The sequence below is a fragment of the Pseudomonas shirazica genome (assembly GCF_015168335.1).
GTDB classification, from domain to species: domain Bacteria; phylum Pseudomonadota; class Gammaproteobacteria; order Pseudomonadales; family Pseudomonadaceae; genus Aquipseudomonas; species Aquipseudomonas asiatica.
Window position 1 is genome coordinate 4,024,272 of the sequence record NZ_CP063456.1, and the last position, 24,495, is coordinate 4,048,766.

Annotated in this window: 24 protein-coding genes; 15 read left to right on the forward strand and 9 right to left on the reverse strand. The window is 56.5% G+C overall.

From position 1 onward, the window contains the following. Positions 1-64: 64 nt before the first annotated feature. The 4 genes from IMX18_RS18590 (at position 65) to IMX18_RS18605 (ending at position 2,441) form a co-directional block, all read left to right on the forward strand. Positions 65-439, forward strand: a complete 375-nt coding sequence (locus IMX18_RS18590) for a YbaY family lipoprotein (protein WP_100412972.1) — start codon at positions 65-67, stop codon at positions 437-439. Between the two features lie 39 nt (positions 440-478). After that, on the forward strand, positions 479-1,192 hold the full coding sequence (locus IMX18_RS18595) for a hypothetical protein (protein WP_015269181.1): 714 nt from the start codon (positions 479-481) through the stop codon (positions 1,190-1,192). Between the two features lie 127 nt (positions 1,193-1,319). Beyond that, positions 1,320-1,718 (forward strand): YbaY family lipoprotein, encoded by a 399-nt coding sequence (locus IMX18_RS18600; protein WP_217190056.1) that lies wholly within the window; start codon positions 1,320-1,322, stop codon positions 1,716-1,718. 33 nt (positions 1,719-1,751) lie between these two features. Continuing rightward, positions 1,752-2,441, forward strand: a complete 690-nt coding sequence (locus IMX18_RS18605; RefSeq protein ID WP_015269179.1) for a DUF4197 domain-containing protein — start codon at positions 1,752-1,754, stop codon at positions 2,439-2,441. Between the two features lie 131 nt (positions 2,442-2,572). Here IMX18_RS18605 and IMX18_RS18610 read toward each other — a convergent pair whose 3' ends face one another. Next, on the reverse strand, positions 2,573-5,638 hold the full coding sequence (locus tag IMX18_RS18610) for an efflux RND transporter permease subunit (RefSeq protein ID WP_015269178.1): 3,066 nt from the start codon (positions 5,636-5,638) through the stop codon (positions 2,573-2,575). Positions 5,639-5,644: 6 nt separating this feature from the next. Next, positions 5,645-6,745, reverse strand: coding sequence for an efflux RND transporter periplasmic adaptor subunit (locus tag IMX18_RS18615; RefSeq protein WP_015269177.1), 1,101 nt, complete (start codon positions 6,743-6,745; stop codon positions 5,645-5,647). Between the two features lie 430 nt (positions 6,746-7,175). Here IMX18_RS18615 and IMX18_RS18620 point away from each other — a divergent pair, with 430 nt between their 5' ends. From IMX18_RS18620 to IMX18_RS18630, 3 genes are all read left to right on the forward strand, one after another. Continuing rightward, positions 7,176-8,465, forward strand: a complete 1,290-nt coding sequence (locus IMX18_RS18620) for a hypothetical protein (protein ID WP_137163159.1) — start codon at positions 7,176-7,178, stop codon at positions 8,463-8,465. Between the two features lie 11 nt (positions 8,466-8,476). Further along, on the forward strand, positions 8,477-8,668 hold the full coding sequence (locus tag IMX18_RS18625) for a hypothetical protein (protein WP_137163158.1): 192 nt from the start codon (positions 8,477-8,479) through the stop codon (positions 8,666-8,668). Positions 8,669-8,886: 218 nt separating this feature from the next. Continuing rightward, a complete protein-coding gene (locus IMX18_RS18630; protein ID WP_137163157.1) occupies positions 8,887-9,246 on the forward strand; it encodes a histone-like nucleoid-structuring protein, MvaT/MvaU family in 360 nt (119 codons plus the stop codon). Positions 9,247-9,397: 151 nt separating this feature from the next. Here IMX18_RS18630 and IMX18_RS18635 read toward each other — a convergent pair whose 3' ends face one another. Next, entirely contained in the window at positions 9,398-11,095 is a 1,698-nt protein-coding gene (locus tag IMX18_RS18635) for a phosphoethanolamine transferase (RefSeq protein ID WP_137163156.1), read from the reverse strand. Positions 11,096-11,583: 488 nt separating this feature from the next. Here IMX18_RS18635 and IMX18_RS18640 point away from each other — a divergent pair, with 488 nt between their 5' ends. Both IMX18_RS18640 and IMX18_RS18645 read left to right on the forward strand, forming a co-directional pair. Further along, a complete protein-coding gene (locus IMX18_RS18640) occupies positions 11,584-11,922 on the forward strand; it encodes a zinc ribbon domain-containing protein (RefSeq protein WP_080604714.1) in 339 nt (112 codons plus the stop codon). A gap of 54 nt (positions 11,923-11,976) precedes the next feature. Further along, entirely contained in the window at positions 11,977-12,882 is a 906-nt protein-coding gene (locus IMX18_RS18645; RefSeq protein ID WP_137163155.1) for a cation diffusion facilitator family transporter, read from the forward strand. Positions 12,883-12,966: 84 nt separating this feature from the next. Here the strand turns inward: IMX18_RS18645 and IMX18_RS28555 are convergent, their stop codons facing one another. Further along, a complete protein-coding gene (locus tag IMX18_RS28555; RefSeq protein WP_137163154.1) occupies positions 12,967-13,401 on the reverse strand; it encodes a MerR family transcriptional regulator in 435 nt (144 codons plus the stop codon). Between the two features lie 90 nt (positions 13,402-13,491). Here IMX18_RS28555 and IMX18_RS18655 point away from each other — a divergent pair, with 90 nt between their 5' ends. Further along, the gene (locus IMX18_RS18655) at positions 13,492-14,469 is read left to right on the forward strand and encodes an arsenic resistance protein (protein ID WP_137163153.1); all 978 of its coding nucleotides are present in this window, start codon (positions 13,492-13,494) and stop codon (positions 14,467-14,469) included. A 143-nt stretch (positions 14,470-14,612) separates the two neighbouring features. On the opposite strand, the gene IMX18_RS18660 is transcribed toward IMX18_RS18655, so the two are convergent. Beyond that, on the reverse strand, positions 14,613-14,939 hold the full coding sequence (locus IMX18_RS18660) for a DUF2790 domain-containing protein (RefSeq protein WP_137163152.1): 327 nt from the start codon (positions 14,937-14,939) through the stop codon (positions 14,613-14,615). A gap of 688 nt (positions 14,940-15,627) precedes the next feature. Between IMX18_RS18660 and IMX18_RS18665 the strand changes: the two genes are divergently transcribed. Both IMX18_RS18665 and IMX18_RS18670 read left to right on the forward strand, forming a co-directional pair. Then, positions 15,628-16,302 (forward strand): heavy metal response regulator transcription factor, encoded by a 675-nt coding sequence (locus IMX18_RS18665; RefSeq protein WP_003253457.1) that lies wholly within the window; start codon positions 15,628-15,630, stop codon positions 16,300-16,302. Continuing rightward, positions 16,299-17,717 (forward strand): heavy metal sensor histidine kinase, encoded by a 1,419-nt coding sequence (locus IMX18_RS18670; RefSeq protein ID WP_137163151.1) that lies wholly within the window; start codon positions 16,299-16,301, stop codon positions 17,715-17,717. The genes IMX18_RS18665 and IMX18_RS18670 overlap by 4 nt, the downstream gene beginning before the upstream one ends. Positions 17,718-17,775: 58 nt before the next feature. Here the strand turns inward: IMX18_RS18670 and IMX18_RS18675 are convergent, their stop codons facing one another. Beyond that, positions 17,776-18,363, reverse strand: a complete 588-nt coding sequence (locus IMX18_RS18675) for a hypothetical protein (RefSeq protein WP_217190055.1) — start codon at positions 18,361-18,363, stop codon at positions 17,776-17,778. 266 nt (positions 18,364-18,629) lie between these two features. Between IMX18_RS18675 and IMX18_RS18680 the strand changes: the two genes are divergently transcribed. Beyond that, complete coding sequence (locus IMX18_RS18680) at positions 18,630-18,851, forward strand: hypothetical protein (RefSeq protein ID WP_003253450.1); 222 nt, start codon at positions 18,630-18,632, stop codon at positions 18,849-18,851. Between the two features lie 82 nt (positions 18,852-18,933). On the opposite strand, the gene IMX18_RS18685 is transcribed toward IMX18_RS18680, so the two are convergent. The 3 genes from IMX18_RS18685 to IMX18_RS18695 are packed head-to-tail and all read right to left on the reverse strand — an operon-like array spanning position 18,934 to position 21,750. Beyond that, positions 18,934-20,388, reverse strand: coding sequence for an ArnT family glycosyltransferase (locus tag IMX18_RS18685; protein ID WP_137163149.1), 1,455 nt, complete (start codon positions 20,386-20,388; stop codon positions 18,934-18,936). Then, positions 20,382-21,365 (reverse strand): glycosyltransferase family 2 protein, encoded by a 984-nt coding sequence (locus tag IMX18_RS18690; protein WP_003253446.1) that lies wholly within the window; start codon positions 21,363-21,365, stop codon positions 20,382-20,384. The genes IMX18_RS18685 and IMX18_RS18690 overlap by 7 nt, the downstream gene beginning before the upstream one ends. Beyond that, a complete protein-coding gene (locus IMX18_RS18695; protein ID WP_137163148.1) occupies positions 21,331-21,750 on the reverse strand; it encodes a GtrA family protein in 420 nt (139 codons plus the stop codon). Before IMX18_RS18695 ends, IMX18_RS18690 begins: the two co-directional genes overlap by 35 nt. A gap of 258 nt (positions 21,751-22,008) precedes the next feature. Here IMX18_RS18695 and IMX18_RS18700 point away from each other — a divergent pair, with 258 nt between their 5' ends. Together IMX18_RS18700 and IMX18_RS18705 are read left to right on the forward strand one after the other, a co-directional pair. Then, positions 22,009-22,977, forward strand: a complete 969-nt coding sequence (locus IMX18_RS18700; RefSeq protein ID WP_137163147.1) for a LysR family transcriptional regulator — start codon at positions 22,009-22,011, stop codon at positions 22,975-22,977. Between the two features lie 228 nt (positions 22,978-23,205). After that, entirely contained in the window at positions 23,206-24,495 is a 1,290-nt protein-coding gene (locus IMX18_RS18705; protein ID WP_411829475.1) for an OprO/OprP family phosphate-selective porin, read from the forward strand.

Below are 24,495 nucleotides of genomic sequence, written 5' to 3' on the forward strand. Positions count from 1 at the left end.
TCAGCCCTTGGGAGGGATCAGGATCACGGTGCTCTTCAGCACATCCCTCTCAAGGAGCACCAACATGACTCAAATGAAGACGCTGGACGTTGAAATCGTTTCCTCTGGCGATAACACGCTCGCACCGTCCGGCCTGGTTGAATTGAAGCTGATCGATATTTCGAAGGCAGATGCGCGCTCCATCAGCCTTGCCGAGTTGCGTCTGCGCTGTGGCGGCCTGATGCCGATCAATCTGCCGCTGACGTTTGATACCAGCCTTATCGACCCACGCCGCAGCTATGCCCTCGCCGTGCGCATCGAGATAGACGGCCAACTGCGCTACATCACCACCAGCCGTCACTCGATAGAACCAGCCACGGTATCGGGTACACAACGGGTGACTGTCGACCAGATTGCCACCGAAAACGGTCGCCAGTTCAGCGACAACCTCGCTGAGTGACTGGCGCCTGTACCCATGACCGAACCGAGGAAAACCAACATGCTACCCGCCAACTTCATCGAGATCCGCGGGACCGTGCTTGTCCCGTCGTGCATCCATACAGCTGAAGGCGCACCGCACCTTGGCGTACGCGTACAGTTGGGCACGGATGAGAACAAGATCATCCTGGCCGCCTGGGGGTGCCAGACGCTTGGCGTCGCAATGCCTTTCAACTTGCTGCTGGACCGCAATAGCCTGCCGGAAGGTGCCGAACCAACGCTAGTGGCCAGTTATGGTGTTGGCGTCAATGAAGAGCCAAACGGCTTGAGCCTGTCGATGCCACTTGCAATCAACCAGCCTGAGCCAAACCCTCCCATGGTCCTGAGGATACCCGCCCAGCCTGGCGAGCAAAGTCAGCAGCCCCTGTCGCCCGCGATCATCGAGATGAAGAACATCATCGAGATTCCCGAAGAGTTGCTAAGGCCACAGGCGCTCATGACGTTCGGCCTGTATCGGACCCAGGAAGACGGTTACAGCAACAGAAGCTCCAGCTACATTGCCGGTGCCGCCCTGTGGCCGACACACGGACCTGTGACGCTTACCACGTACCTGGATGGCAACACAGTCAATGACGACGAACCCTTGCATCTGCGCGTGGCCTACTACGACCCACACACCATGACCCCGTACGCCGGGAGAACGCTGCGCGGCCTGACCCTTCCAAGCGTTACCGAACTGGAGGCAATCAGCCTGCGACCGCCGCGCCGTAGCTGAATATTGCGCTTCGCCTTGCTCTCCCCCTCTTTGTCTTTGTCGCATCTTCATCAAGGACCCACCAGAAGAAATCCGCTAAAGTCCCTGGGGTTGGCCACAAGCCAACGCCAAGGACTTCGGAGATACCATGAAAAAGCTCTTTATGCTGTGTTGCGCATCCTTGCTAGCAGCCTGTTCCAGCCACACCCCGTCCAACCAGGCCAGCCTGGATGGCGAAGTCTTCTACCTGCAACGCAGTGCCCTGCCACCGGCCGCCACCCTCAGCGTGGAGCTGCAGGACGTCTCGCTGATGGACGCCCCGGCGGTTACCCTGGCCCGCCAGGCTGGCCCGGTCAAAAGCAACGTACCGCTGCCATTCCACCTCATCTACGACCCGGCCCAGGTCAAGCCAGGCCACCGCTATGCGGTAAGCGCGCGCATCGAGCTGGACGGCAAGCTGCTGTTCATAAACACCGAGCACCACGGTGTCATGCTCGACGGCAGTGACCCTCAGCCCGTGCGGATCAAGGTCGATCCGGTCCGCTGAAACCCGTATTCATCTGTTTACAAGGAAAGCTTCATGATCCGCACTTCCCTGCGCTTCACCACCCTGTGTGCCGGCCTGCTGCTGTCGGCCAGTGCCCTGGCCCTGTCGCTTGGCGATCTGACCCAGAAAGACGCCACTGGCGGCCTGAAGGATGCACTGACCCAAGGCGCACAATTGGCCGTCAAGCAGCTGAGCACCCCGGGCGGCTTCAGCGACAACCCCGACGTGCGCATCGAACTGCCTGGCAACCTGGGCAAGGCCGCCAAGGCGATGAAGATGTTCGGCAAAGGTGAACAGGTCGAGGCCTTGGAAACCAGCATGAACAAGGCCGCCGAGGCTGCCGTGCCGCAGGCCCAGGCGATTCTGGTAGATGCCGTGAAGAACATGAGCGTGACCGATGCCAAGGGCATCCTCGCCGGCGGTGACGACTCGGCCACCCAGTACCTGAACAAGAGCAGCCGCGAGCAGATCCGCGCCAAGTTCCTGCCGATCGTCAAGCAGGCTACCGACAAGGTTGGCCTGGCTCAGCAGTACAACAACTTTGCCGGGCAGGCAGTGGCGTTGGGTGTGGTCGATGCCAAGAGCGCCAGCATCGAGAACTACGTGACTGAAAAGGCACTGGATGGCCTGTTCGAAATGATTGCCAAGCAGGAGCAGAGCATTCGCCAGAACCCGGCTGAAGCGGCTACCAGCCTGGCCAAGAAGGTCTTCGGCGCCCTCTGAATCCCGGTTGTCGCAAATCCTTGTAGGAGCAGCCTTGTGCTGCAAAGAGGCCGGGGCAGCACATGAAAATTCATGTTGCCGTGCCGGCCTCTTCGCAGCACAAGGCTGCTCCTACAGTGCGATGACAGCCGCTAGGCTTTCTTCACCCTGAACCAAGCCGCATACAACGCCGGCAGGAACAGCAGGGTAAGCACGGTGGCCACGATCAACCCGCCCATGATCGCCACCGCCATCGGCCCGTAAAACACACTGCGCGACAACGGGATCATCGCCAGCACCGCCGCCAAAGCAGTCAGCACGATCGGGCGGAAGCGCCTCACCGTGGCTTCGATGATCGCTTGCCAGCGATCCAGCCCCGCCGCGATGTCCTGCTCGATCTGGTCCACCAGGATCACCGAGTTGCGCATGATCATCCCCGCCAGGGCAATGGTGCCAAGCATGGCGACAAAGCCGAACGGCTGGCGGAATACCAGCAGGAACAAGGTCACGCCAATCAGCCCCAGCGGCGCAGTGAGGAACACCATCACCGTGCGCGAGAAGCTGCGCAGCTGGATCATCAGCAAGCTCAGCACCACCACCACGAACAGCGGCATGCCGGCATTCACCGACTTCTGCCCGCGCTCGGAGTCCTCGACCGTGCCGCCCACTTCCAGCAAATATCCATCCGGCAGCTTGGCACGAATGTCACGCAGGGTCGGTTCTATCTGTTTCACCAGCGTCGCCGGCTGCTCCTTGTCGTAGATATCGGCGCGCACGGTCACCGTCGGCAAGCGGTTACGGTGCCAGATGATGCCCTCCTCGAAGCCGTACTCCAGAGTCGCGACCTGCGACAACGCCACGCTCTGGCCATTGTCGGTCGGCAGTGCCAGGCTGCCGAGGTTGCCCAGCTCGCTGCGTTCCTGCCGGGTGCCGCGCAGCAGGATCTCGATCAACTCGTTGTCCTCGCGATACTGGCTGACCGTGGTGCCGGTCAGCGAGCTTTGCAGGAAGCTCGACAGGTGAGCGGTGCTCACGCCCAAGGCGCGGGCGCGGTCCTGGTCGATCTCGAGGAACACCGCCTTGCTCGGCTCTTCCCAGTCCAGGTGCACGTTCACCACATGCGGGTTCTGGCGCACCTTGTCGGCCACTTCACGGGCCAGCGCACGGGCCTTCTCGATGTGCTCGCCAGTCACCCGGAACTGCACCGGGTAACCCACGGGCGGGCCGTTTTCCAGGCGGGTGACCCGGGCACGCAGGTCGGGGAACTGCTGGTCCATGGTGCTGATCAGCCAGCTGCGCAGGCGCTCGCGGTCTTCCATCGACTTGGCCAGTACCACGAACTGGGCGAAGCTGGCCGCCGGCAGCTGCTGGTCCAGTGGCAGGTAGAAACGCGGCGAACCGGTGCCCACGTAGGCCACATAATTGTCGATACCTTCCTGCTGCTTGAGCAACGCCTCCAGTTGCTTGACCCGCTCGGCGGTGTTGGCCAGCGAGGCACCCTCGGCCAGTTTCAGGTCGACCATCAACTCCGGGCGCCCTGAGGCCGGGAAGAACTGCTGGGGCACGAAACGGAACAGCAGGATACTGCCGACAAAGGCGGCAATGGTCAGCAGGATCACCGTCTTGCGCCGCCGCACACACCACTCCACCACACGCCGTACACGCTGGTAGAACGGTGTGGCGTAAGGGTCTGGCGCGTGGCCGTCCTTGCCATGACGGGAGGCATGCAGCTTGGCCAGGTCCGGCAGCAGGCGCTCGCCCAGGTAAGGCACGAATACCACGGCGGCCACCCAGGAGGTCAGCAAGGCAATGGTCACCACCTGAAAAATCGAACGGGTGTACTCGCCCGTACTGGAGGCCGCCGTGGCAATGGGCAGGAAGCCCGCCGCCGTGATCAGGGTGCCGGTGAGCATCGGGAACGCGGTGCTGCTCCAGGCGTAGCTGGCCGCCTTGAGGCGGTCGTAGCCCTGCTCCATCTTGATCGCCATCATCTCCACGGCAATGATCGCATCATCGACCAACAAGCCCAAAGCCAGCACCAGCGCGCCGAGGGAGATCTTGTGCAGGCCGATACCGAAGTAGTGCATGGCGGCGAAGGTCATGGCCAGCACCAACGGGATGGCCAGCGCCACCACCAGCCCCGTGCGCAGGCCCAACGAGAAGAAACTCACCAGCAGCACGATGACCAACGCCTCGACCAGCACCTGGACAAACTCGCCCACGCCGGCCTTGACCGCCGCCGGCTGGTCCGAGACCTTGCGCAGTTCCATGCCGGCCGGCAGGCTGCGTGCCAGGCGCTCGAACTCGCTTTCCAATGCCTTGCCCAGCACCAGGATGTCGCCGCCGTCTTTCATCGAAACCGCCAGGCCAATGGCATCCTCGCCCATGAAGCGCATGCGCGGTGCGGGCGGGTCGTTGAAGCCGCGGTGCACCTCGGCCACATCGCCGATACGGAAGGTGCGTTCAGCTATGCGGATGGGGAACTGGCGGATCTGCTCGACGCTGTCGAAGCGCCCGCTCACCCGCAGTTGCAGGCGCTCGCTGGGCGTTTCGAAGAAACCGGCGGTGCTGACCGCATTCTGCTCCTGCAGGGCCTGCTGCACGGCCTCCAGCGGCACGCCGAGGGTGGCCAGCTTGACGTTGGATAGCTCGATCCAGATTTTCTCGTCCTGCAGCCCGATCAGCTCGACCTTGCCCACGTCCTTGACCCGCTGCAACTGGATCTGGATACGGTCGGCATAGTCCTTGAGCACCGCGTAGTCGAAGCCCTCACCGGTCAGTGCATAGATATTGCCGAAGGTGGTGCCGAACTCGTCATTGAAGAACGGGCCCTGGATCTCCGGCGGCAAGGTGTGGCGGATGTCCGCGACCTTCTTGCGGATCTGGTACCACAGCTCGGGGATGTCCTTGGAATGCAGCGAGTCGCGGGCCATGAAGGTGACCTGCGATTCGCCCGGGCGGGAGAACGAGACGATCCGCTCGTACTCGCCGGTTTCCATCAGCTTTTTTTCGATGCGCTCGGTGACCTGACGCGACACTTCCTCAGCAGTGGCACCGGGCCACAGGGTACGAATGACCATGGCCTTGAAGGTGAACGGCGGGTCCTCACTCTGGCCGAGCTTGGTGTAGGACATGGCGCCAATGGCCGCCAGCAGGATCATCAGGAACAGGACGATCTGGCGGTTGCGCAGCGCCCAGGCAGAAAGGTTGAAACCCATCGGGACTTACTCCTTGGCCGTCAGGTTCACTACGCGGTTGGTACGGTCCACGGGGCGTATCTCCTGGCCCTCGCGCAATACATGGCCACCCGCGGCGACAACCCAGTCGCCGGGGGCGAGGCCTTCGAGCACGGGTACGCTGTCGGCGCCATAGGGCCCCAGGCGCACCACTGCCCGCTCCAGGCGGCTGTCCTTGTTGACCCGCCAGACGTAGGCCTGGCCGTTTTCCGCTGTGACTGCCGACAGGGGCACCGCCAACGGGATCAGCCCTTCGTGGGCGATGAACACCCGGGCGCTCTGGCCCAGCTCCGCCGGGGTGGCGGCTGAGGTAAAGGCGATGCGGGCAGCGAAAGTGCGCGAACGTGGGTCGGCAGCCGGTGACAGCTCGCGGATACGCCCCTGGAAGCGCTCCTGCGGGTGCGACCATAGCTCCACGCTCACCGGCTGGCCCACGGCAAAGCGGGCGAACTGCTGCTCCGGCAGGCCGATGGCGACTTCCCGCTCGCCATCTGCAGCCAGGGTGAACACAGTCTGCCCTGCGCCGACCACCTGGCCCACTTCCACCTGGCGCTTGGCGATCACCCCGGCCTGCGGGGCGCGCAGCACAGCATATTCAGCCTGGTTGCCAGCCACGTCGAACTCGGCCTTGGCCTGTTTCAGCCGGGCCAGGCCGGCACGGTAGAGATTTTCGGCGTTATCGAACTGGGAATGGCTGACCATTTGCCGGTCCAGCAGCTTCTGGTAGCGATCGCGCTCGGCGCGCACCAGCGACAGGTTGGCCTCGGCGGCTGCCAGCTGGGCACGGTTGGCCTCCAGTTGCAGGCGCACATCCTGCGGGTCCAGTTCGGCCAGCGGCTGGTCGGCCTTTACCCGCTGCCCCTCCTCGACCAGGCGCTTGCTGACCTTGCCGCCTATGCGGAAAGCCAGTTCCGGCTCGAAGCGTGCACGCACTTCGCCGGGGTAACTGTCGGCAGCGGCTTCGGCCGGCTGCGGCTGCACCACCAGCGCCGGGCGCGGCGCAGCCGGTGGGGCGGCTTCCTGGCCGCACGCCGCCAGCAACAGCGCGGCAGCGGCAGACAGAGCAATGAACAAGGCATGGCGCAACATGATGAATCCTTTCGCGGAGGGCACATTCAATATTTGTACTGGAGAGTATATTAAGTCAGGCAACGGATGCCGGGAAGAGGTTGCAGCCGAATACGGCCGTGGCTTTTCACCTTCTCCAAGATTATTTTCATCCAGATTGGACTATCGCACCAAAAACGAGCATAGATTTTAGAATCTAAGTAGAAGCAAGATCTGGCGAGCACCCACGCCATGCTTCGTCATACGATTGCCCGACTCACTTACCGAAGCACCTCCGACCGCAACCCATGCCGTTTAGATGCTGCTCTCCGGGATCTTGATGTCTACGGACGCTAGCCAAATCTCACGAATAATCTGAACCGACATATGTGCTTTTCAGGCTATATAGCAATCAATGCAGAGCTCAGGCATATTGCCATCGCATAGCCGCAGCATTGCGAAGGGAATTGGGATGACGGCAGAAATCGCGATCATGAGTCGTACGGCGGTAGTGCTTGCTGCCGACAGCGCCACTACGGTGACCAGCTGGAAAAACGGTGAGCTTGAGAAACGCTATTTCAAAGGCGCCAACAAGCTTTACGAACTCTCCAGGCAAGCACCTGTTGGGCTCATGATTTTCGGCTCTGCGGGGCTACAAACTGTCCCTTGGGAGCTCTACATCAAGTCTTTCCGCGAGGACCTGGGCACCGAGCAATTCGACAAGCTGCAAACCTACTCGGACAGATTTTTCGAGTTCGTGCAGCACAACGACAAGCTTTTTTCGAAGGAAAGCAAGAAGGATGCACTGCTTCGGTTGCTTGGCGGAGCGTCTTACCGACTGCAGTTCATGATTGCTGCTCATCTAGGGCAGAGCGAAATTGAGCTTTTGGCAAAGGTGCCAACCAACGATATCGACGCCGCGCTCACACAAGCGGAAGAGGACGTGGAGAACCTCCGGCTACCTGACCTCCTCACTGAGGCGGACATCGCAAGCGCTACCTCCGAAACCGCAATGGATCTAGAAAACGTTGCGAAGGAAAGCATCGACATTTTCATGCAAGATCCAGGGCGCGCTCACCTTGTACCTCGATTTGTGAGTGCTCTCATCAAGCTGGCCATCAAGCAGTTCTTGGATTACGCATCACTGACCGGCGTCGTGATTGCAGGTTACGGTAAGGAGGAATATTTTCCTGTCCTTGAGGTTTACGACTGCTACGGATTCCTTGGCGAGCGACTCATCTTCAGGAAAAACGAGAACGACTCCAAAGCAATGGACTCTTCAACCCCGGCGGTCATCCAGCCCTTCGCCACGACCCACATGATTGACACCTTCCGCATGGGCGTGTCTCCTGATGTGTTTGAGGCTGTTTACCAATCCTCAAGCATGGCTCTGGAGGAGATGGGGCAAAAAGTTATGATCGCTTGCGGGGCTCAAAATCCCCTTACTCAACAAGAGCTTGAGAAAATTATCGAGCAGACTCGTGCATCTCACGCCGACCGATGGTACGAGCAAATCCGAAACCAGCATGTATTTCCGCTCTCAAATATTATAAATTCGCTTCCCCTTCCAGACATGGCTGGCTTGGCAAGGAGCTTGATTGAGCTAGAGTCACTGAAAGAGCGGGTCACACGCCCCAGCGAATCAGTGTCAGGGCCCATCGACGTAGCAGTGATTAGCAAGCACGATGGGTTCGTGTGGATCGATCGCAAGCATTACTTCAAGCCAGAGCTTAATCCCCGGTTTTTCAAACGAGCAGAATGATGGAGTCCGACATGAGCTTCTCAGCCCCCCGCCCTGTGGAACCAACCGCATCGGTTACCGCAAAAGATGCGTTGCGCCTTGAGAACCAGCAGATCCGTCCAGCGCGTCAAGCCGCAGATGCTAGTCGTTACGACTTGATGATCCGTCAGCTTGACAAGAAACCGAGCACTCGCGAAACGTTACTGGCCTTCACCAACTGCTAAAAAAGCCGCCCTCGGGGCGGTTTTTTTCTTCCTTGCCCTACCTACCTGAGCTAGCCCTTGCTCCCGGGATAAACTGACTACTCCAAGGGGAGCGTTCTAGAGCGCGCCTTGATAGTGGATTAATCTTTCAGCTGATGGACCACGTGAGTGGGCTCAAGATAGTTAGCTTCCTAGCTTTCGTGGCTGTAAGATCAAGGATCATCATCTTGGAGAATTGTATGTCTCGTCTCGCTGAATTCCGCCTGCTCGAACAACAGCTCGCAGCCCAACTGGCCGAGCTCGAAGCGCTGAAAAATGACTCCGCACTGAAGCAGGAAATGGAATTCGAAACAAAGCTACGCAGCTTGCTAAACGAGTACGGCTACGGCCTGCGCCAAGTAGTGCTGATCCTCGATCCGCAAGCGATGGTCTCCGCTGATGTCGCCCCCCAAAACACTCGAAAACCACGCGAAATGAAGGTCTACAAAAACCCTCACAGCGGTGAAGTTGTCGAAACGAAGGGAGGAAATCAAAAGACGCTCAAGGCTTGGAAAAACGAATATGGCGCTGAGGTTGTCGAATCCTGGCTGACCAAGTGATCCCTCCGCTGCCGATAGCAATTTCTCGCATGAACGATGTGCTACCCCTGAGTACTATCCTCTATCGTTCACTAGATGGTGCGAATGCAACAACTGTCAAAGCGGGCCGTCGCCGACCCGCTTGGCAGAAGATCCAATCCACATCTAGAAGTTAGAGGCCTGAGTAAGAGCTTATGGCCAAAGTCTTGCAAGGAGCCGTGAAGTCCAACGCTGATCGGTACGAGGATGTCTGGACACTCATCATCCCGAGCACGGTGTGGAACAGGTTGTCATGGCTCAGAGGTGAACTTGCCTGTGCCTTCAAACAGCTCATGTTGAGCTTTTCGCTTTTCACGAGGGAGTCAGACATCCAGAGCACCAGTGGCACTTTGGTTTGCTCGTCCGGAGCCATCGCATAAGGCAGCCCATGCAGGTAGAGGCCTCCCTCACCCAGTGACTCTCCGTGGTCCGAAACGTACATGAGCGCAGTGTCGAATTTATTGTTCACTGCCAGGATGTCGATTAGCCCAGCTGTAACGTAGTCGGTATAGAGGATTGAGTTGTCGTAGGCATTGACCACCTCCTGCTGCTTACATTTGTCGAGTTCATTGGTCTCGCATACCGGCGCGAATTTCTTGAATTGCGAGGGGTAGCGCTTGTAATAGGCCGGGCCGTGGCTGCCTTTGTAGTGGAGCACCAGGACAGCATCGCCCTCCTGACGCTTGATGAAGTCTTGCATCTCCGCGAGCAGCACCCCGTCCTTACACTCCTCGCTGGTGCAAAGTTGGGGATCCGCGTGAGAGGCAGCCTTGTGGTTGGGAACCCTGTCGCAGACCCCTTTGCACCCCGAGTTGTTGTCAGTCCACATGACACTAATGCCTGCGCGTTGAAGCACATCGAGCAGCCCTTCTCGGCTCTTGGCCAAGCCATCTTTGTACTCGGCCTTACCCACATCCAGGAACATGCATGGCAACGAAACTGCGGTGGCGGTGCCGCAGGAGCTGACGTTGGAGAAGCTGATGACGTTGCGTTTTTCCAGCTCCGGGTTCGTTTCACGGGTGTAGCCATTGAGGGAGAAGTTGGCGGAGCGCGCGGTCTCTCCTACAGCCAGTACCAGCAGCCTAGGTTTACGGGCCGCCCCCTGTCGATTAACTACCGCATCAGTTCCAATGGCCGTCAGCGTTTTAGGTGTGGCCAGCTGGCGCTTCAGGTAACCATGGCCAGCCGCAAACAAGTTGGTGGGTACCAGGATCAGTCGGATCTCCCGATTGTTGCGCAGCAAGGAGGCATATGACTGGTATTGACTCAGCACGATGCCAGACAAGGTCAACAGAGCGAGCGACAGAGCAATGACCCTGCTGACCAAAGCTCTGGCCCAAGGCTTGCGCCGGAGGGGAACCCGGGAGATCAGGTAGACGGGCAACACCCCAACCATTGCGACCCACAGACCGAGCTTCCAATTCAGCAGCTCGGTTGCCTCAGCGACGTCTGTCTCCACAACGTTGGTGAACATTGTGTAATCGATCACGATGCCATAGGCATTCATGAAGTAACTCGCAAAAGCCGCGCTGATCAGTACGAGGCATAGCAAAGGTTTGGTCAGCCGCGCCCATGACAGCAAGCTCAGAACGGTAAACACCCATGCGAATACTATGACTGGGAGGCTAGCCGCTAGCAGCCAGTTCACTTCATCGGTTTTGAATACCAGCTTCCAGAGCACGCTCCAGAGCTCAGCATTCGCGAATAGCAGCAACCAAAGAGTTACCAGCCCAATGAGCAGATTAGTGCTGATGCCTTCCTGTCGGGCAGTGCGAATAGCAAAGATCCATTTACTTAACAGGTTGTGAACAATGGATTTTGAAGGTGTCATTATCGAACTCTGAGAGGCTGCTTATCCATGCGTTAGCTGTGGAGTTAGCGGGAGCTGCTTGGCAAACCATCGACAGATGCTGAGCGATTGCGCAATGTGCGGAGCGCCAGAGGCCTTAGGCCCTAGGCGTTGGAGACGCTTAGAATGTGTGAGGCATAGGGACAAAAGAGAAATAAATCTCGCTGAGCGCATTATTTCCGGCCCCTGATAACGACACGATGACCTCGTGATTACAATGCTGACAGAAATGCAATAACTGCTGTTTTGATTGCCATCGATCAGGCTATGATCAAAATTAGGGCGACACCATCCATTAAGCGCAGAGCACCGCTCGGCTAGATAAATTTAATTTCACAAACAAAACGGTTTCGTTTTGACGTAGGCTAATTTTGAACTTTCACTTTAACTTACAAGTCTTTCTCGCGAGCAGAACATCCTTTTCAACTTTTGCTCGTTAATATGTCACCCATCAATGAGGGGCGAATACCATGAGCTTTTTCAAAAATATCCTGGGCGGGCACCATGGCCGTGGCAACCACGGCGGAGGCAAGCACCACAGCGGAGGACATGGGGCCGAGCAATATGACCGCCATGGCCGGCAGCAGGGCTGCGACGGCGGCAACCAGGTGTATGACGGCGGGCGTCCTGCCACTCCAGCCCCCATCAAAGACCTGCAGGGCTGCAGGCAGTGCCGGACAGCCAATGATCCATCAGCACGCTTTTGTCTAAACTGCGGGACACCACTATCGAGTGGATGCACCGCCTGCGGCTCGTTGCTGAGTGCAGGAGCAAAATTCTGCAGTCAGTGTGGCCAGGCGACGCTCTAACGATCGGCAGACAGAAAGGCCAACGAGACCACAACCCTGCGCAAGGAGAAATACGTGGGTTCAAATCATGACCATGGCAGCGCTGCAGTACGCGAGGGGCATCAGAAGAAGCTAATCATGGCGCTAGCCTTGACCGGCAGCTTCATGATTGCCGAAGTGATTGGTGCTTGGATTACCGGCAGCCTGGCGCTGCTGTCGGACGCATCTCACATGTTCACAGATACTGCCGCCCTAGCGATCTCACTGATTGCACTTCAGATAGCCAAGCGGCCGGCGGATCAGAAAAGAACCTTCGGCTATGCGCGCCTAGAGATTCTGGCTTCGACGTTCAACGCCGTGCTGCTCTTCCTGGTGGCAATGTACATCTTGTACGAGGCCTACCAGCGCTTCTTCATGCCGGCGGAGATCGCTACCGGAGCGATGATGTGGATCGCAATCGCCGGCTTGATCATCAACCTAATCTCGATGCGCCTTCTGGCATCTGCGAGCAACGAGAGCCTTAACGTCAAAGGCGCCTACCTCGAAGTTTGGAGCGACATGCTCGGATCGCTAGGCGTAATCATCGCGGCACTCATCATCCGATTCACCGGCTGGACCTGGGTCGACACGATTGTCGCTGTGGCAATCGGCCTTTGGGTTCTGCCGCGGACGTGGCAGTTGCTTCGCGAAAGCCTGGGGATCCTCATGGAGGGTGTGCCAAGGGGGCTCGACGTTACGGCAATCGAGGCCACCATCCGCGGTGTAGATGGGGTCACGGACGTTCATGACTTGCACGTCTGGGCCGTCAGCAGTGGTAGCAACGTGATGACGTCGCACGTAGTGGTACGGGATTCTGCAGATGGGGATGCTGTGCTGGCGGCCGTCGTGGATGCTGTCAGCGATGCATATGAAATCCATCACTGCACCATTCAGATCGAGCGAGCGACTTTTCATGAAACCGTCGCAGCGCCCACGCACTAGCTTAAACGTGTCACAAATCAGCGTGCCCTATCTACAATCAGTATGACGGCACGCTAGATTTACTTCTCCCAGGGTGCACTGAGATTATGAGCAGCAGCCCTTTCGCGAGCTGGCTGCTGGGGCGAATAGACCCTCTACGATGGTGCAATCGGAGGTTGCTGCACCCAAGCAAACGCTTTCGCAGTTGCTGGCCATCCTGAGCAAGTCCGACCGAATTTTTTGCAGTTTGGCGACTTTACTCTCCACCTCCGACAGATGCTTCCGAACGACCGTTAGGGCCTCTCCGCAGTGGCTATCAGGGTTTTCCGCTAGGGTCATCAGCTCACGAATATCTGCCAAAGAAAAACCCAGTTCTCGATTTTGCCGTATGAAGATTAGACGCGAGAGATGCATCTCACTGTAAATCCTGTGCCCTCCTGCAGACCTCACCGGGAGAGGAAGGAGGCCTACCTTTTCGTAATATCGAATGGTTTCTACGGGGCACCCGCTCGTTCGGGACAGCTCACCAATGCCTGACATGAAGGCTACCTCAATAATTGCTTGAATCTGTAGCAGCTACAGATATTACCCTGCCGCCGGAGAATTGATCCATCGTTGTAAGGACTAGGTGTGGACAGAGAAGCGCTCGAACACAAGCAAATCCCGATCTACTTTGCGGCCGTCGTGCTGGCCGCTATTTTTGGCCTCATGGCCCCAGACGCTGCTCAGGAGTTAAGCCCCCTGATCACGCCATCCATCGCCATTTTGATGTACGCCATGTTCTTGCAGATTCCATTCCTCGATCTGCACGCAGGCCTGAAGAACAAACGCTTCATGGGAGCGTTGCTCACTGCAAATTTCGTTGCCGTGCCTTTACTGGTCTGGGGACTAAGCCTAGGTTTACTGGACCACCCAGCGATAATGGCAGGCGCCCTATTGGTACTCCTCACGCCGTGTATCGACTATGTGGTGGTCTTTACACACATTGGTAAAGGGAATTCAAAACTAACCTTGGCAGCTACTCCAATCCTGCTCTTACTCCAGCTGGTGCTCCTGCCCCTGTACCTAGCCTTGATGTTCGCAGAAAGCTCTGGGGTGGTAATTTCTATCGGGCCCTTTGCTGAAGCATTTTTGCTCTTGATTGTCCTACCACTGGTACTGGCAGTGTTGACAGCTGCCGGCGCCAAAAGCTCACGAACCATTGAGCGGTGGAATAATGCCTGGGCCTGGATGCCCGTCCCTGCTATGACAGGTGTCCTGCTCGTTGTGATCGCCTCGCAGATCTCGCCTGTTGTGCAGGAGTTTGACAGGCTGCTGCCGGTCATACCGGTCTATCTCGCTTTCATGCTTCTCGCCCCGATCCTCGGCGCTTTTGTTGCAAGGACCTTTGGCCTTGATGCTCCTTCAGCGAGATCGGTGGTGTTCAGTAGTGCTACGCGAAATTCGCTGGTTGTATTGCCGCTCGCCTTAGCTCTTCCGGAGGACATTCGCAGCCTGGCAGCCGCAGCGGTTATCACACAGACCTTGATCGAGTTGGTATGTGAATTGATCTACATCAGGCTCATTCCGTTCTTTATTCGATCGAGACGGATGAGTGTCGGCGCCTGATACTGGAACGCGTCAACCGTTTTAAAGCTCGCGGATGGCACCTATTATAGAATAGGTGCCATCCAGCTGGGCGCTCGCCAACTTGTTTTGATGTGAAAACTGATGGTAACGCTAGAGCAGCTCCTAGCTGCAGAAGCGATTATTTATCGGCTATTGACACACTCGCCTTTTACCAAGTAACGAACCATGTGCAGTTCGCCTTTCGAGTCTTCGTAGGTCATCATACTTCTTACATTACCGCAGTACCGCACGCTGGGTGATACATACACCAACTTACCAACATCAAGGTCCATACCGTAGGCATAGTCTTCAAGTTGAGGCATGGGCTTTTTTACGCGCTGAGCATAATCCGCAGTAGCCTCTCTAGCAGAACGTTCAATGCTTTGGTTTATTTCCATGCCGCTTTGTGCATTGGCTGTTAGTGATGTGAAGAGCATAAACAAGGCGATCGCTGATACAGTAGTGTTCATAAGAAGTCCCTTAATAAAAAAGCGCCCGTAGGGGGCGCTAAAATTCACCTACCAAAGGAGCGTATGGTTTACAGGTGAATGCATTGACGAGAACAACTGCCCGCTGCTCTTGCCAAGCCGCTTTGAAATGAGACAATTTCCAAAGCAGCGATGCCTCTTCCGCTGGCCTTAAACTAGCAAAAGAGGCTAACACCAAGATGATCGCGCAATTACAATTTGGATATGTAATGGATTGTAAGGTAATTATTCGAGAGACTACTGAGCCGCCACGTGAACTAAATCGCAGAAAGACGTAGCAGTTTGTGGCTGTGCATGGGGACTGCCTGCGTGGCGCACTCGATCCAAGGCCAGTCCAGTCTCTGCAAGTTAACGACCGAAATACTGCCTGTCCTGGCCGATTCCACCTGTCAGGCGAAGCTGTCATACACCGTCGCAGGCCCCAGAATCCGCTAAGCTCAGAGGTGGAGCCTGCATGACTGTCAGAAATCTTGCGGCTACATTACAAATTTGTAGGATTTCGCCGCGGCCAGCTTCTTCGCGTTAAGATTCAAGCGTCCTCAGGTGACCCCGGCGTATGGACAGAGGTAGCGACTACCACATGCCATACCTTCAGCCGAACTTACGAACAGCCTGCAACCATAATCTTGGCGGATTAGGCCAACTCCTTCCTCACACCTTGAGATAAGTTATGCGCGTTCTAGTTGTGGAAGACGAAATAAAAACTGCCGAATATCTTCAGCAGGGCCTATCCGAAAGCGGGTATGTCGTAGATATCGTGCACAACGGTGTTGATGCCCTGCACTTGTTCAACACTAACGTCTACTCGCTGGTTCTACTAGACGTTAACCTCCCAGGCATCGATGGTTGGGACCTGCTGGAAACCATCAGAAAAACCAGCCGGGTTCGCATCATCATGCTGACCGCCCGCGGGCGCATCAATGACAAGCTCAAGGGCTTGGACGGCGGCGCGGATGACTACCTCGTGAAGCCCTTCGAATTTCCAGAGTTGCTTGCTCGCATCCGCTCGCTGCAGCGCCGTGGCGATGAATTAGTCGAGAAGAGCTCACTGAAAATTGCAGACCTGGAACTCGACTCGGTGCGCCACCGGGTCTTCCGCGGCGGCACTCGCATCGATCTCACTACCAAGGAGTTTGCGCTCCTGCACCTGCTCATGAGCAGAACGGGCGAAGCGCTGACTCGTTCCCAAATCATCTCGTTGGTGTGGGATATGAATTTCGACTGCGACACCAATGTCATCGATGTCGCCATCCGGCGCTTGCGCTCGAAAATCGATGACCCGTTTGAAACCAAGCTCATTCACACGCTTCGTGGCGTTGGGTACGTTTTTGAGGAGCGCGCATGAGGCCATTCAGCCTGGCTGCAAAGCTGGGGTTAAAAGTTGGGTTGATGAGCGCAGCGTTGCTGCTTCTGTTCGCCACCTTCGGCTATATGATGGTAGGCAAGGCTCTGGAAAGAAATGCCAGAGCGGACCTGGAAGTAAAGATGGCGGGGATGGCTCACAACCTGTCCACCATCCCGGACATCTCCGGCGTCAACGCGGATGCGCATCAGCTTGTCGACTTGGTCATGGGCCACAACAACCTGTATGTGAGCATATTCGATACCTCACAGAACCAGACTCCCCTGCTCTCGATTGGCTCGAAACAGGTCAACCTGGAGGTGCACAAGTTTCAGCCGGCGGCCCAGCCCAAAGAGCACGAATGGCGTGATACGCAGGACCGTCCTCTGCTGAGTGCTTCTCGGATCATGCGCTTGGGCGATGGAACAGAGGTCAGCGTCTATATGACCATGGACCAGTCATCCAGTGAGGCGCTACTCGATGCGTTGCTGACCTGGGCCTTGATGATGTCCCCTGTCATCCTCGCGCTGATCCTGGCCATTGGCTGGTGGACTGTGCGCAGAGGCCTGCTGCCTCTGACCAAATTCCTCAAGATCGCGTCGAAGATCTCAACCGAGAGCCTCGACCATCGTCTTCCGACTGATGGGATGCCGGCAGAACTCAAGAAGCTCGCCGACGGCATCAACATCATGCTGGCTCGCCTGGATGATGGAGTTCAGCAGCTCTCGCAGTTTTCTGACGACCTTGCTCACGAACTTCGAGCACCGCTTTCCAACCTGATGGGCAAGGCCCAGGTTGCCTTGACCAGAGAACGATCGCTTTCCGAGTACCGGGAGGTTCTGGAGTCGTGCACAGAAGAACTGGACCGCATGAGCCGCATGGTTTCCGACATGCTGTTCTTGGCCCAGGTCAGTCATCCAGCATCCATGGTGGAGTTCGAACCCGTCTCCTTGGTGGACGAGGTTCAGCGAGTGTGCGATCTCTTCAGCATTTCGGCAGAAGAAGGCGAGATCCAGCTGCAGATCTCTGGCAGTGATGACGTGGTGCGCGGGAACCGCCTGATGGTTCAACGTGCCGTCTCGAATCTGGTCTCGAACGCAATCCGTTACTGCCCTCGCGGCCGCACGGTCTACGTGAAGGTGCAGCATAGTGCGAGCGGTACGACGTTGAGTGTCGGCAACCCCGGCCGCGGTATTGCCAAGGAACACCACGCGCACTTGTTTGAGCGGTTCTACCGAGTGGACAAGAGCCGAGCACGGAGCGAAGGCGGTACGGGTCTTGGCTTGGCCATCGTTCAGTCGATCATGAGCCTGCACCAGGGATCGGCGAGCGTGGAGGTGACCGAAGAAAACTTCACCTGGTTCCACCTTCACTTTCCCGCAGCCCAGCTAATGCAGCCGGCAATGACCGCTGCTTAAACCGCGCAGACCTGAATAGGCCCGTCAATCGACGGGCCTTTTTGTTTGCCTTACTGCATCAGTGCCGGAGGACCACAGGATCCATGGGCGATCGCAGAATCACCGACTTGATGATCTTCTGCTCGTCAGGATTGGCATTCTTCCACAGGTGGGAGAAGTACTGAGCATTCACTTTCTCTTGAGCACTTACGCTGCCGGCGGCATCGATCAGGCGCATTGTCGAGTAGACACAGATCAGCGCCAGAATGAAGAACGCCGTGGCGACCACCATCACATAACGCTTGGCCAGCACCGGTGCACGCTTGAGCTCCTGGATAGAGGCGTCTGCGGCCTTTGTCGCTGCTGTAAGCTCCGAGATCAGTGGCTGGATGGCGGTGTCGACTCCGCGGCATGCCGCAGAATACGCTGATGCAGCGGCGCGCAACGCAACCTCTTCCGCGCTCGACCAAGCCTTCTCCGCCTTTCGCACCTCCTCCTGAATCTGCCGGCCGACAGCGTCCACCTGCTCCACCAGTTCGTTTGACTTCTCCAGAACAGCGCTGGAGGTGCGCGTCTGCGAGGTCAGCTCATCGAGCTGGACAGTGAGTTTTTCAGTGCAGCGGCGAAAGTCACCGATAGCAACTGCCCAGGGCTCTATGTCATTCATGGCTATCTCCTAGGGCGGCCAACAACGCCGCGCCGAATTAACGCGCTAGATATCAAAATTGTAATTTAAGAGAAAAATCTTAGTCGCCCTCGACAGTGCCGAGATAGACATGATCCTTCCAGATTTGAAGATTTAACGCACCCTGTCTGCTGCCAAAATTACGGAATTGTAATTATTGACTCACCTTGTCGTTAGCTTCGCGTTCCTAAACTACAAACCAACAAAGGCCGCTAATCAGGCAGGCCTAGTATGAACCGAGGTTAACAATGAAATTTGTCAAATCTATCGCTATTGGCAGCCTGCTGCTGGGTCTCATGGGTACCGCTTACGCTGAGGGCGGCTTCGAGCGAGCGAAACAGTTCAACGAGAACTTCCGAACCGAACAGGCTCGCCTATGGAGCGATGACTCTTCGGACCAGAACAAACAACAAGTCGCTCAAGAGCAAAAGAAAGAAAGCAAGGATGGTAAGGAACAAGCCGACAATTAATCGGCGGTTAAATAGGACTTCAAATGACGAAAGTAATCGACAAAAAAGCCAGGGTAAAACCTGGCTTTTTTGTGCATGGAATTTAGCCTTCGTTCTTGCGAGGCGTTCCCGCATTGCTTTCTCCGGCCAGACCCTCGGCACCTTGTACGGTACGTTTCCAATGGCACAGCAGGAGCTGGCTGGCGTTCGCTTCGGTGATCGCTGTACAGGCTAAATCAGCGGGCAGACCATCCTTGCTGTCTCGCAAGCGCCTGGACAGATAGAACGAGCCATCCTGCGGCCACTTGGCAGGATCCTTGATGTTCTCGGACTTTCCGCTGCTGTAAAACTCCGACGAGTATGAGCGGCGGCCAGGATAGATCAGGGGAGCGGAATGAGCAGACTGCACATTGAGCCAGGCTTGAACCACATCTCGCTGATTCTGAGGTCGCTCCTCAAGTACCCCGGCGTAAATGATGCCCGCACCGATGATTGGCAGCACCAATGCACTCGCCGCGGCAGCCCATGTAGTCTTCGGGCCAACATCGCTGATCCGTCCGGATAGCAGCAATGCCCAGGCTGGCAGCGCAGGTAGCAGGTAGGTCCACAGAATGTTGCCTGCAAATGTGAAGAAGACCGGTGTCGCCAAGGCCCACAGCCAGAGGTAAGCCTCGAAGCGCTGCATTGATTCACGCTTGCGGATCAGTAATGGTAAGAAAAAGGCCCATGGCAGTAGCGACAGTCCGAGCTGGATCCAGATGGTGCCATATGGCTTGGCATGAGCACTGCCGTATAGGTCGCCCGCCCAGTTACTGACGACATAGCGGCTCCAGTGCTCACCAACGAAGAAGTACTCCATGAAGCCGGGCGTTTTCATCTCGGCCGCGACATACCAAGGCACGGATATACCGAACATGAGTACAAGGCCGCTGATCCAGGGAAGCCTCAGTACCCGTCCCCATTCCTTGTAGATAACGAACCAGGCGAATGCCGGCGCCCCCATAAGCACTAGGGTCAGAGGGCCTTTGGCAAGCAAGCCCAGCCCGAGACCTGCGAACATCAGGTAGGCATCCGCCTTGCTGGCGCACTTCATCCAACGCCAGAAACCGTAGCTGGCCAGCAGAATCGAGAACGACAAAACAGGGTCGGTCAGCACGACACCGCTGGAGACCAGGCCAAGGGTGGTGCTGGAAAAGATAATGGCGGCCCAGATGCCGACGTTACGGGAAATCTGCTGCGTGCCGAGTTTGATGATGATGAAACAGCTTGCCAGGTGCAGCAGCCACGCCGGGAAACGCGCAGCGAACTCGTTAACGCCGAAGACCGTCATGCTCGCGGCCTGGGTCCAGAAGGACAACGGTGGCTTGCCCCAGAACGGTACCCCGTAGTCGAACATGGGCGTGATCCAGTCATTCAACTCGACCATCTTGCGAGCCATTTCAGCGTAGCGAGCCTCCGATGTGTCCATCAGTGGATAGATGCCCAGCCCCACCAAACGCAAGAGCAAAATCGAACCCAGGATCCACCACAGCGTCCGCTCGTTTTTCAGGCTCAGCATTTCTTACCCTCGATCGAAGCCATCGAAGGGTGGAGTGACACGGGATCCGCCTTGCTGCTGTGCTTCAGGAAATAGAGAGGCCGGCGCTTCACTTCCGCGAGTGTCACGCCCAGGTACTCCCCCACCATGGCGACACCGACGCACATGAATGAAGCCATTCCGACGATCAGGTGATGGATGTCGAAACTGCCTGCCACAAGCGACGCAAGCATGTAGCAGATGCTGGAGACGAAAAGACCGAAACTGATGAGGCTGAAAATGCGCAGCGGTTTGCGAGAGAAGCTGACGATGCTTTCGATGGCCAGATTGAACAGGCCAGCTGCATTCCACTTGGTGCTGCCGGCATGGCGAACGGTGCGATTGTAGGGCAGCTCGATGGTACGGAAGCCTACCCAGCCGATCATGCCTTTGAGAATCCTGGAGCGTTCGTCCAGCGCCCGTAGTGCTGCCAGCGGCGCAGGCCCAATCAATCGGAAATCGCTGACATCGGCCGGCATGTCCACCTTCTCCACCAGGCGCTGCATGACCCAGTAGTAAGCCCGGGCACTCATGCGCTTAAACCACGAATCACCGACTCTCAGGTTGCGTTGCATGTTCACCACGTCGTAACCGCGTTGCCAGTGGTCCACCATGGCCGAGATGAGCTCTGGTGGGTCCTGCAGGTCGACATCGATGAAGATCAGCGCACTGCCACGGGCATGGTCTATCCCGGCGCTGAGTGCAGCCTCTTTGCCGAAGTTGCGACTCAGGGACAGACAACGTACAGATGACCCATCCTGATAGTGGCGAAGAATGTCGGCCGTTCGGTCGTTACTGCCATCGTCGATATAGAGGATTTCGCAGGAGACGGGTAAGCGCTTCACGACGCGGGTGATGCGCTGGTGGAACTCGGGGATGGTTTCCTCTTCCTGGAAGCAAGGGACCACGATGGTTAACAAGGGATCAGGGCGCTCGGGAAAGCGATGTAATGTCTGCATGATTGAATGTCCAAAAACGATGTGCAATGAATCCAAGTGCAGTGAGGCTTAAGGTCACTACAAGTTGGGAAATGAGCGGTGACAGATTCGACATGATGAGGAACCACATACCCACGCCATTGCCGAAGTTTGTGGCTAACGCGACCAGTGCAAATCTGACAGGCTGAAACTTACGAGAGCCATCTGACACAAAGCAGAGTGCCCTATTTCCAATAAAGCTTGCGATAGCGCCAACCATGCCTCCACAGATACTGGCCAGCAAAGGAGTAGCTAATTCTGTCGTAACCAGCACTAGGAACACCGCATAATGGATTCCCGTTGCTATGAAGCCGACCCCCAGATAACGAATCAGTAAGCTAATAAGAGGTTGGGTTTTATTTTCCATGCCCGAAGCCTATGGAGGCAAAGGTGAAAAAAAAGTGAATCAAATGTAAATGCGCAATTGGCTAAGTTTAGATTTGCCAAGCAGTTAAGTTGGCGCACTAGGCTAGCACGCTACAATATCAACAGAATTGCTCGAAAATTACGCTTTCGAAATAAAAGCCTTCCGATAACGCATGCATGACCTGAGAATTACAATGTTGACACGATAAGGAAATGCTGGGTGGCATTGAGATAGATTCCCCTAATTAAGGGGGAACCAATGGTTACACAAAATGAAACATATACAAGCAGCGTTGTTCCTTACAGTCCTGACATATTGGATGATCTGCCAATTGATGATCAGCTGGCCGTAGAATTTTTCGCAACAGCACGTTGTGCCAGTTTCAAACAGGCTGCCCGAGGGCTCAATGTGCCAGTGGTAGGCCTTCGGAAACGCTTGGAGAAACTGGAAGAGCACATTGGTGCTCCCGTGTTTGTCTACAAACACAACAAGCTTGCTCTGACCCGCACAGGCGAGAGGGTTAGCCATTACCTGTGCCAGCTCTTCGGCCCAGACGGCCTCGGTAAGGCCGGTGAGAAGGAGGTTCCCAGGCTCACCCTCGCAATTACAGAGCCAGTGCTAAGCGACATCGTGAACCGCGATCTAGTCGCCTACGTGCGTGATCATGCCGAAATGCAGCTGGAAATCCACTCAGAGTGCACAACGCAGATGCTTTCTGAGTGTGAGGTAGATGTGGGTATCGCTTTGGTGAGCCCAGATGATGATGGCGCCTTTGATCGCCATCCTACGTATAGGTTTGAACGGCTTGGCCGGATTGGGCACGCGCTGTTCATTTCCAGCCGCTACTCAAGAAGTGTCACCCTTCCAGTGCAGAGTCTGGATTTGCACAACTTCATGCTCGTTGTCCCTTGGGATGAAGAGATTTTGGCGGGCTCACGAAAGTGGGCATCGATAATGGCTGAGCATCAGGGCGGCACCACTCGGGTAAAGAGCTATAACTTATCCCGTGGCCTTGTCGTAGGGGGCGCGTGTATCGGTGTGCTGCCCGACTACAGTCGAAAGATGGAGAGGAACATTCTGCCGGTGCCGGGCTTTTTGGACGACCTGGAGGAGAAAGATGTCTTTCTTGTTATCAAAACGAAGCTTGTCCGTAATCCGCACGTTCTGGAAATCCGAAGATTGATCAAGAAGAGCTTTTTTGATAAGAAGGACTGGCTTGTTCGGTAACAGTATTGTTAGGTTTCAAATTTTTCCGTTAACACTAGAGAAACACAACTGTCATATTCGCTTGCAATCTAGTCAGAGTGCTTAGAACAAAGGCATCTTGTTACAGCAGGTGACAACCGTGGCCTGCTCCCATCTGCAAGATAAATTTAGGCCGACGCAGGGCGAAATACACCGTCGGTAGCTAAGCACTTAACATACGAGAGGCAAGCAATGATCCGTTCTTCGAACATGCGGGAAAAGCTGTTGGCTGCCGCAATAGTAGGCACATTTTCCTCGCAAGCATTCTCCGGAACAGTAACCACTGACGGGGCTGATCTCGTTCTGAAGACCAAGGGCGGTCTTGAAGTATCGACTACTGACAAGGAATTCAGTTTCAAACTGGGCGGTCGGGTCCAGGCTGATTACGGCCGATTCGATGGCGTTTTCACTAAGAATGGCGATACCGCGGATGCGGCCTACTTCCGTCGAGCCTACATTGAGTTCGGCGGCACCCTGTACCGAGACTGGAAGTACCAGGTCAACTACGACCTCTCCCGCAACACGGGCAACGACTCCGACGGCTACTTCGACGAAGCCAGCTTGACCTACACAGGTTTCAAGCCGGTCCAACTGCGCTTCGGCCGTTTCTATACCGACTTCGGTCTTGAAAAAGCCACCAGTTCGAAGTGGACCACCGCCATGGAGCGGAACCTCTCGTACGACCTGGCGGACTGGATCAACGACAACGCCGGTATGGGTGTTCAAGCCACCAGCACCATCGCTGATATGGCTTATGTCTCCGGTAGTGTTTTCAGCGAAACCAACAACAACTCGGATGGCGACAGCACCAAGCGCTACAACGTACGTGGCGTGTTCGCACCGCTGCACAGTGATGGCAACGTCCTGCACGTCGGTGCTCAGTACGCTTACCGCGACCTCAAAAACAGCGCGGTCGACACCCGGATTCGTTCTCGTCTGGGCGTTCGCGGCGTAGATACCAATGGCGGCGGCGATGCCGGCACCAATGGCAATCGCATGCTGTTTGGCGGTGCTGCTGCACAAGATGGTCTGTGGAAGGACGATTCCGTCTGGGGTCTTGAAGGTGCCTGGGCCACCGGCCCGTTCTCGGTGCAAGCGGAGTACCTCCGCCGCAAGCTGAAAGCTGACCAGGCCAACAATGACCTGAAGGCTTCCGGTTACTACGCCCAGATGGCTTACACACTGACCGGCGAGCCACGTATCTACAAGCTCGACGGTGCGAAGTTCGACACTATCAAACCAGAGAACAAGGAACTGGGGGCCTGGGAAGTCTTCTACCGCTTTGACGATATCAAGGTAGAAGACGGCAACCTGGTTACTGCGGCGGACCAGTCGAACGAGCGCAAGGCCAAGAGCCACACGGTAGGTGTGAACTGGTACGTCAACGAGGCAGTGAAAGTCAGTGCCAACTACATCAACGTGCGTACCGACAATAACGAGAACACCGTGGGCGACGACAGCGGCAATGCCATCGTGACCCGCCTGCAATACGTCTTCTGA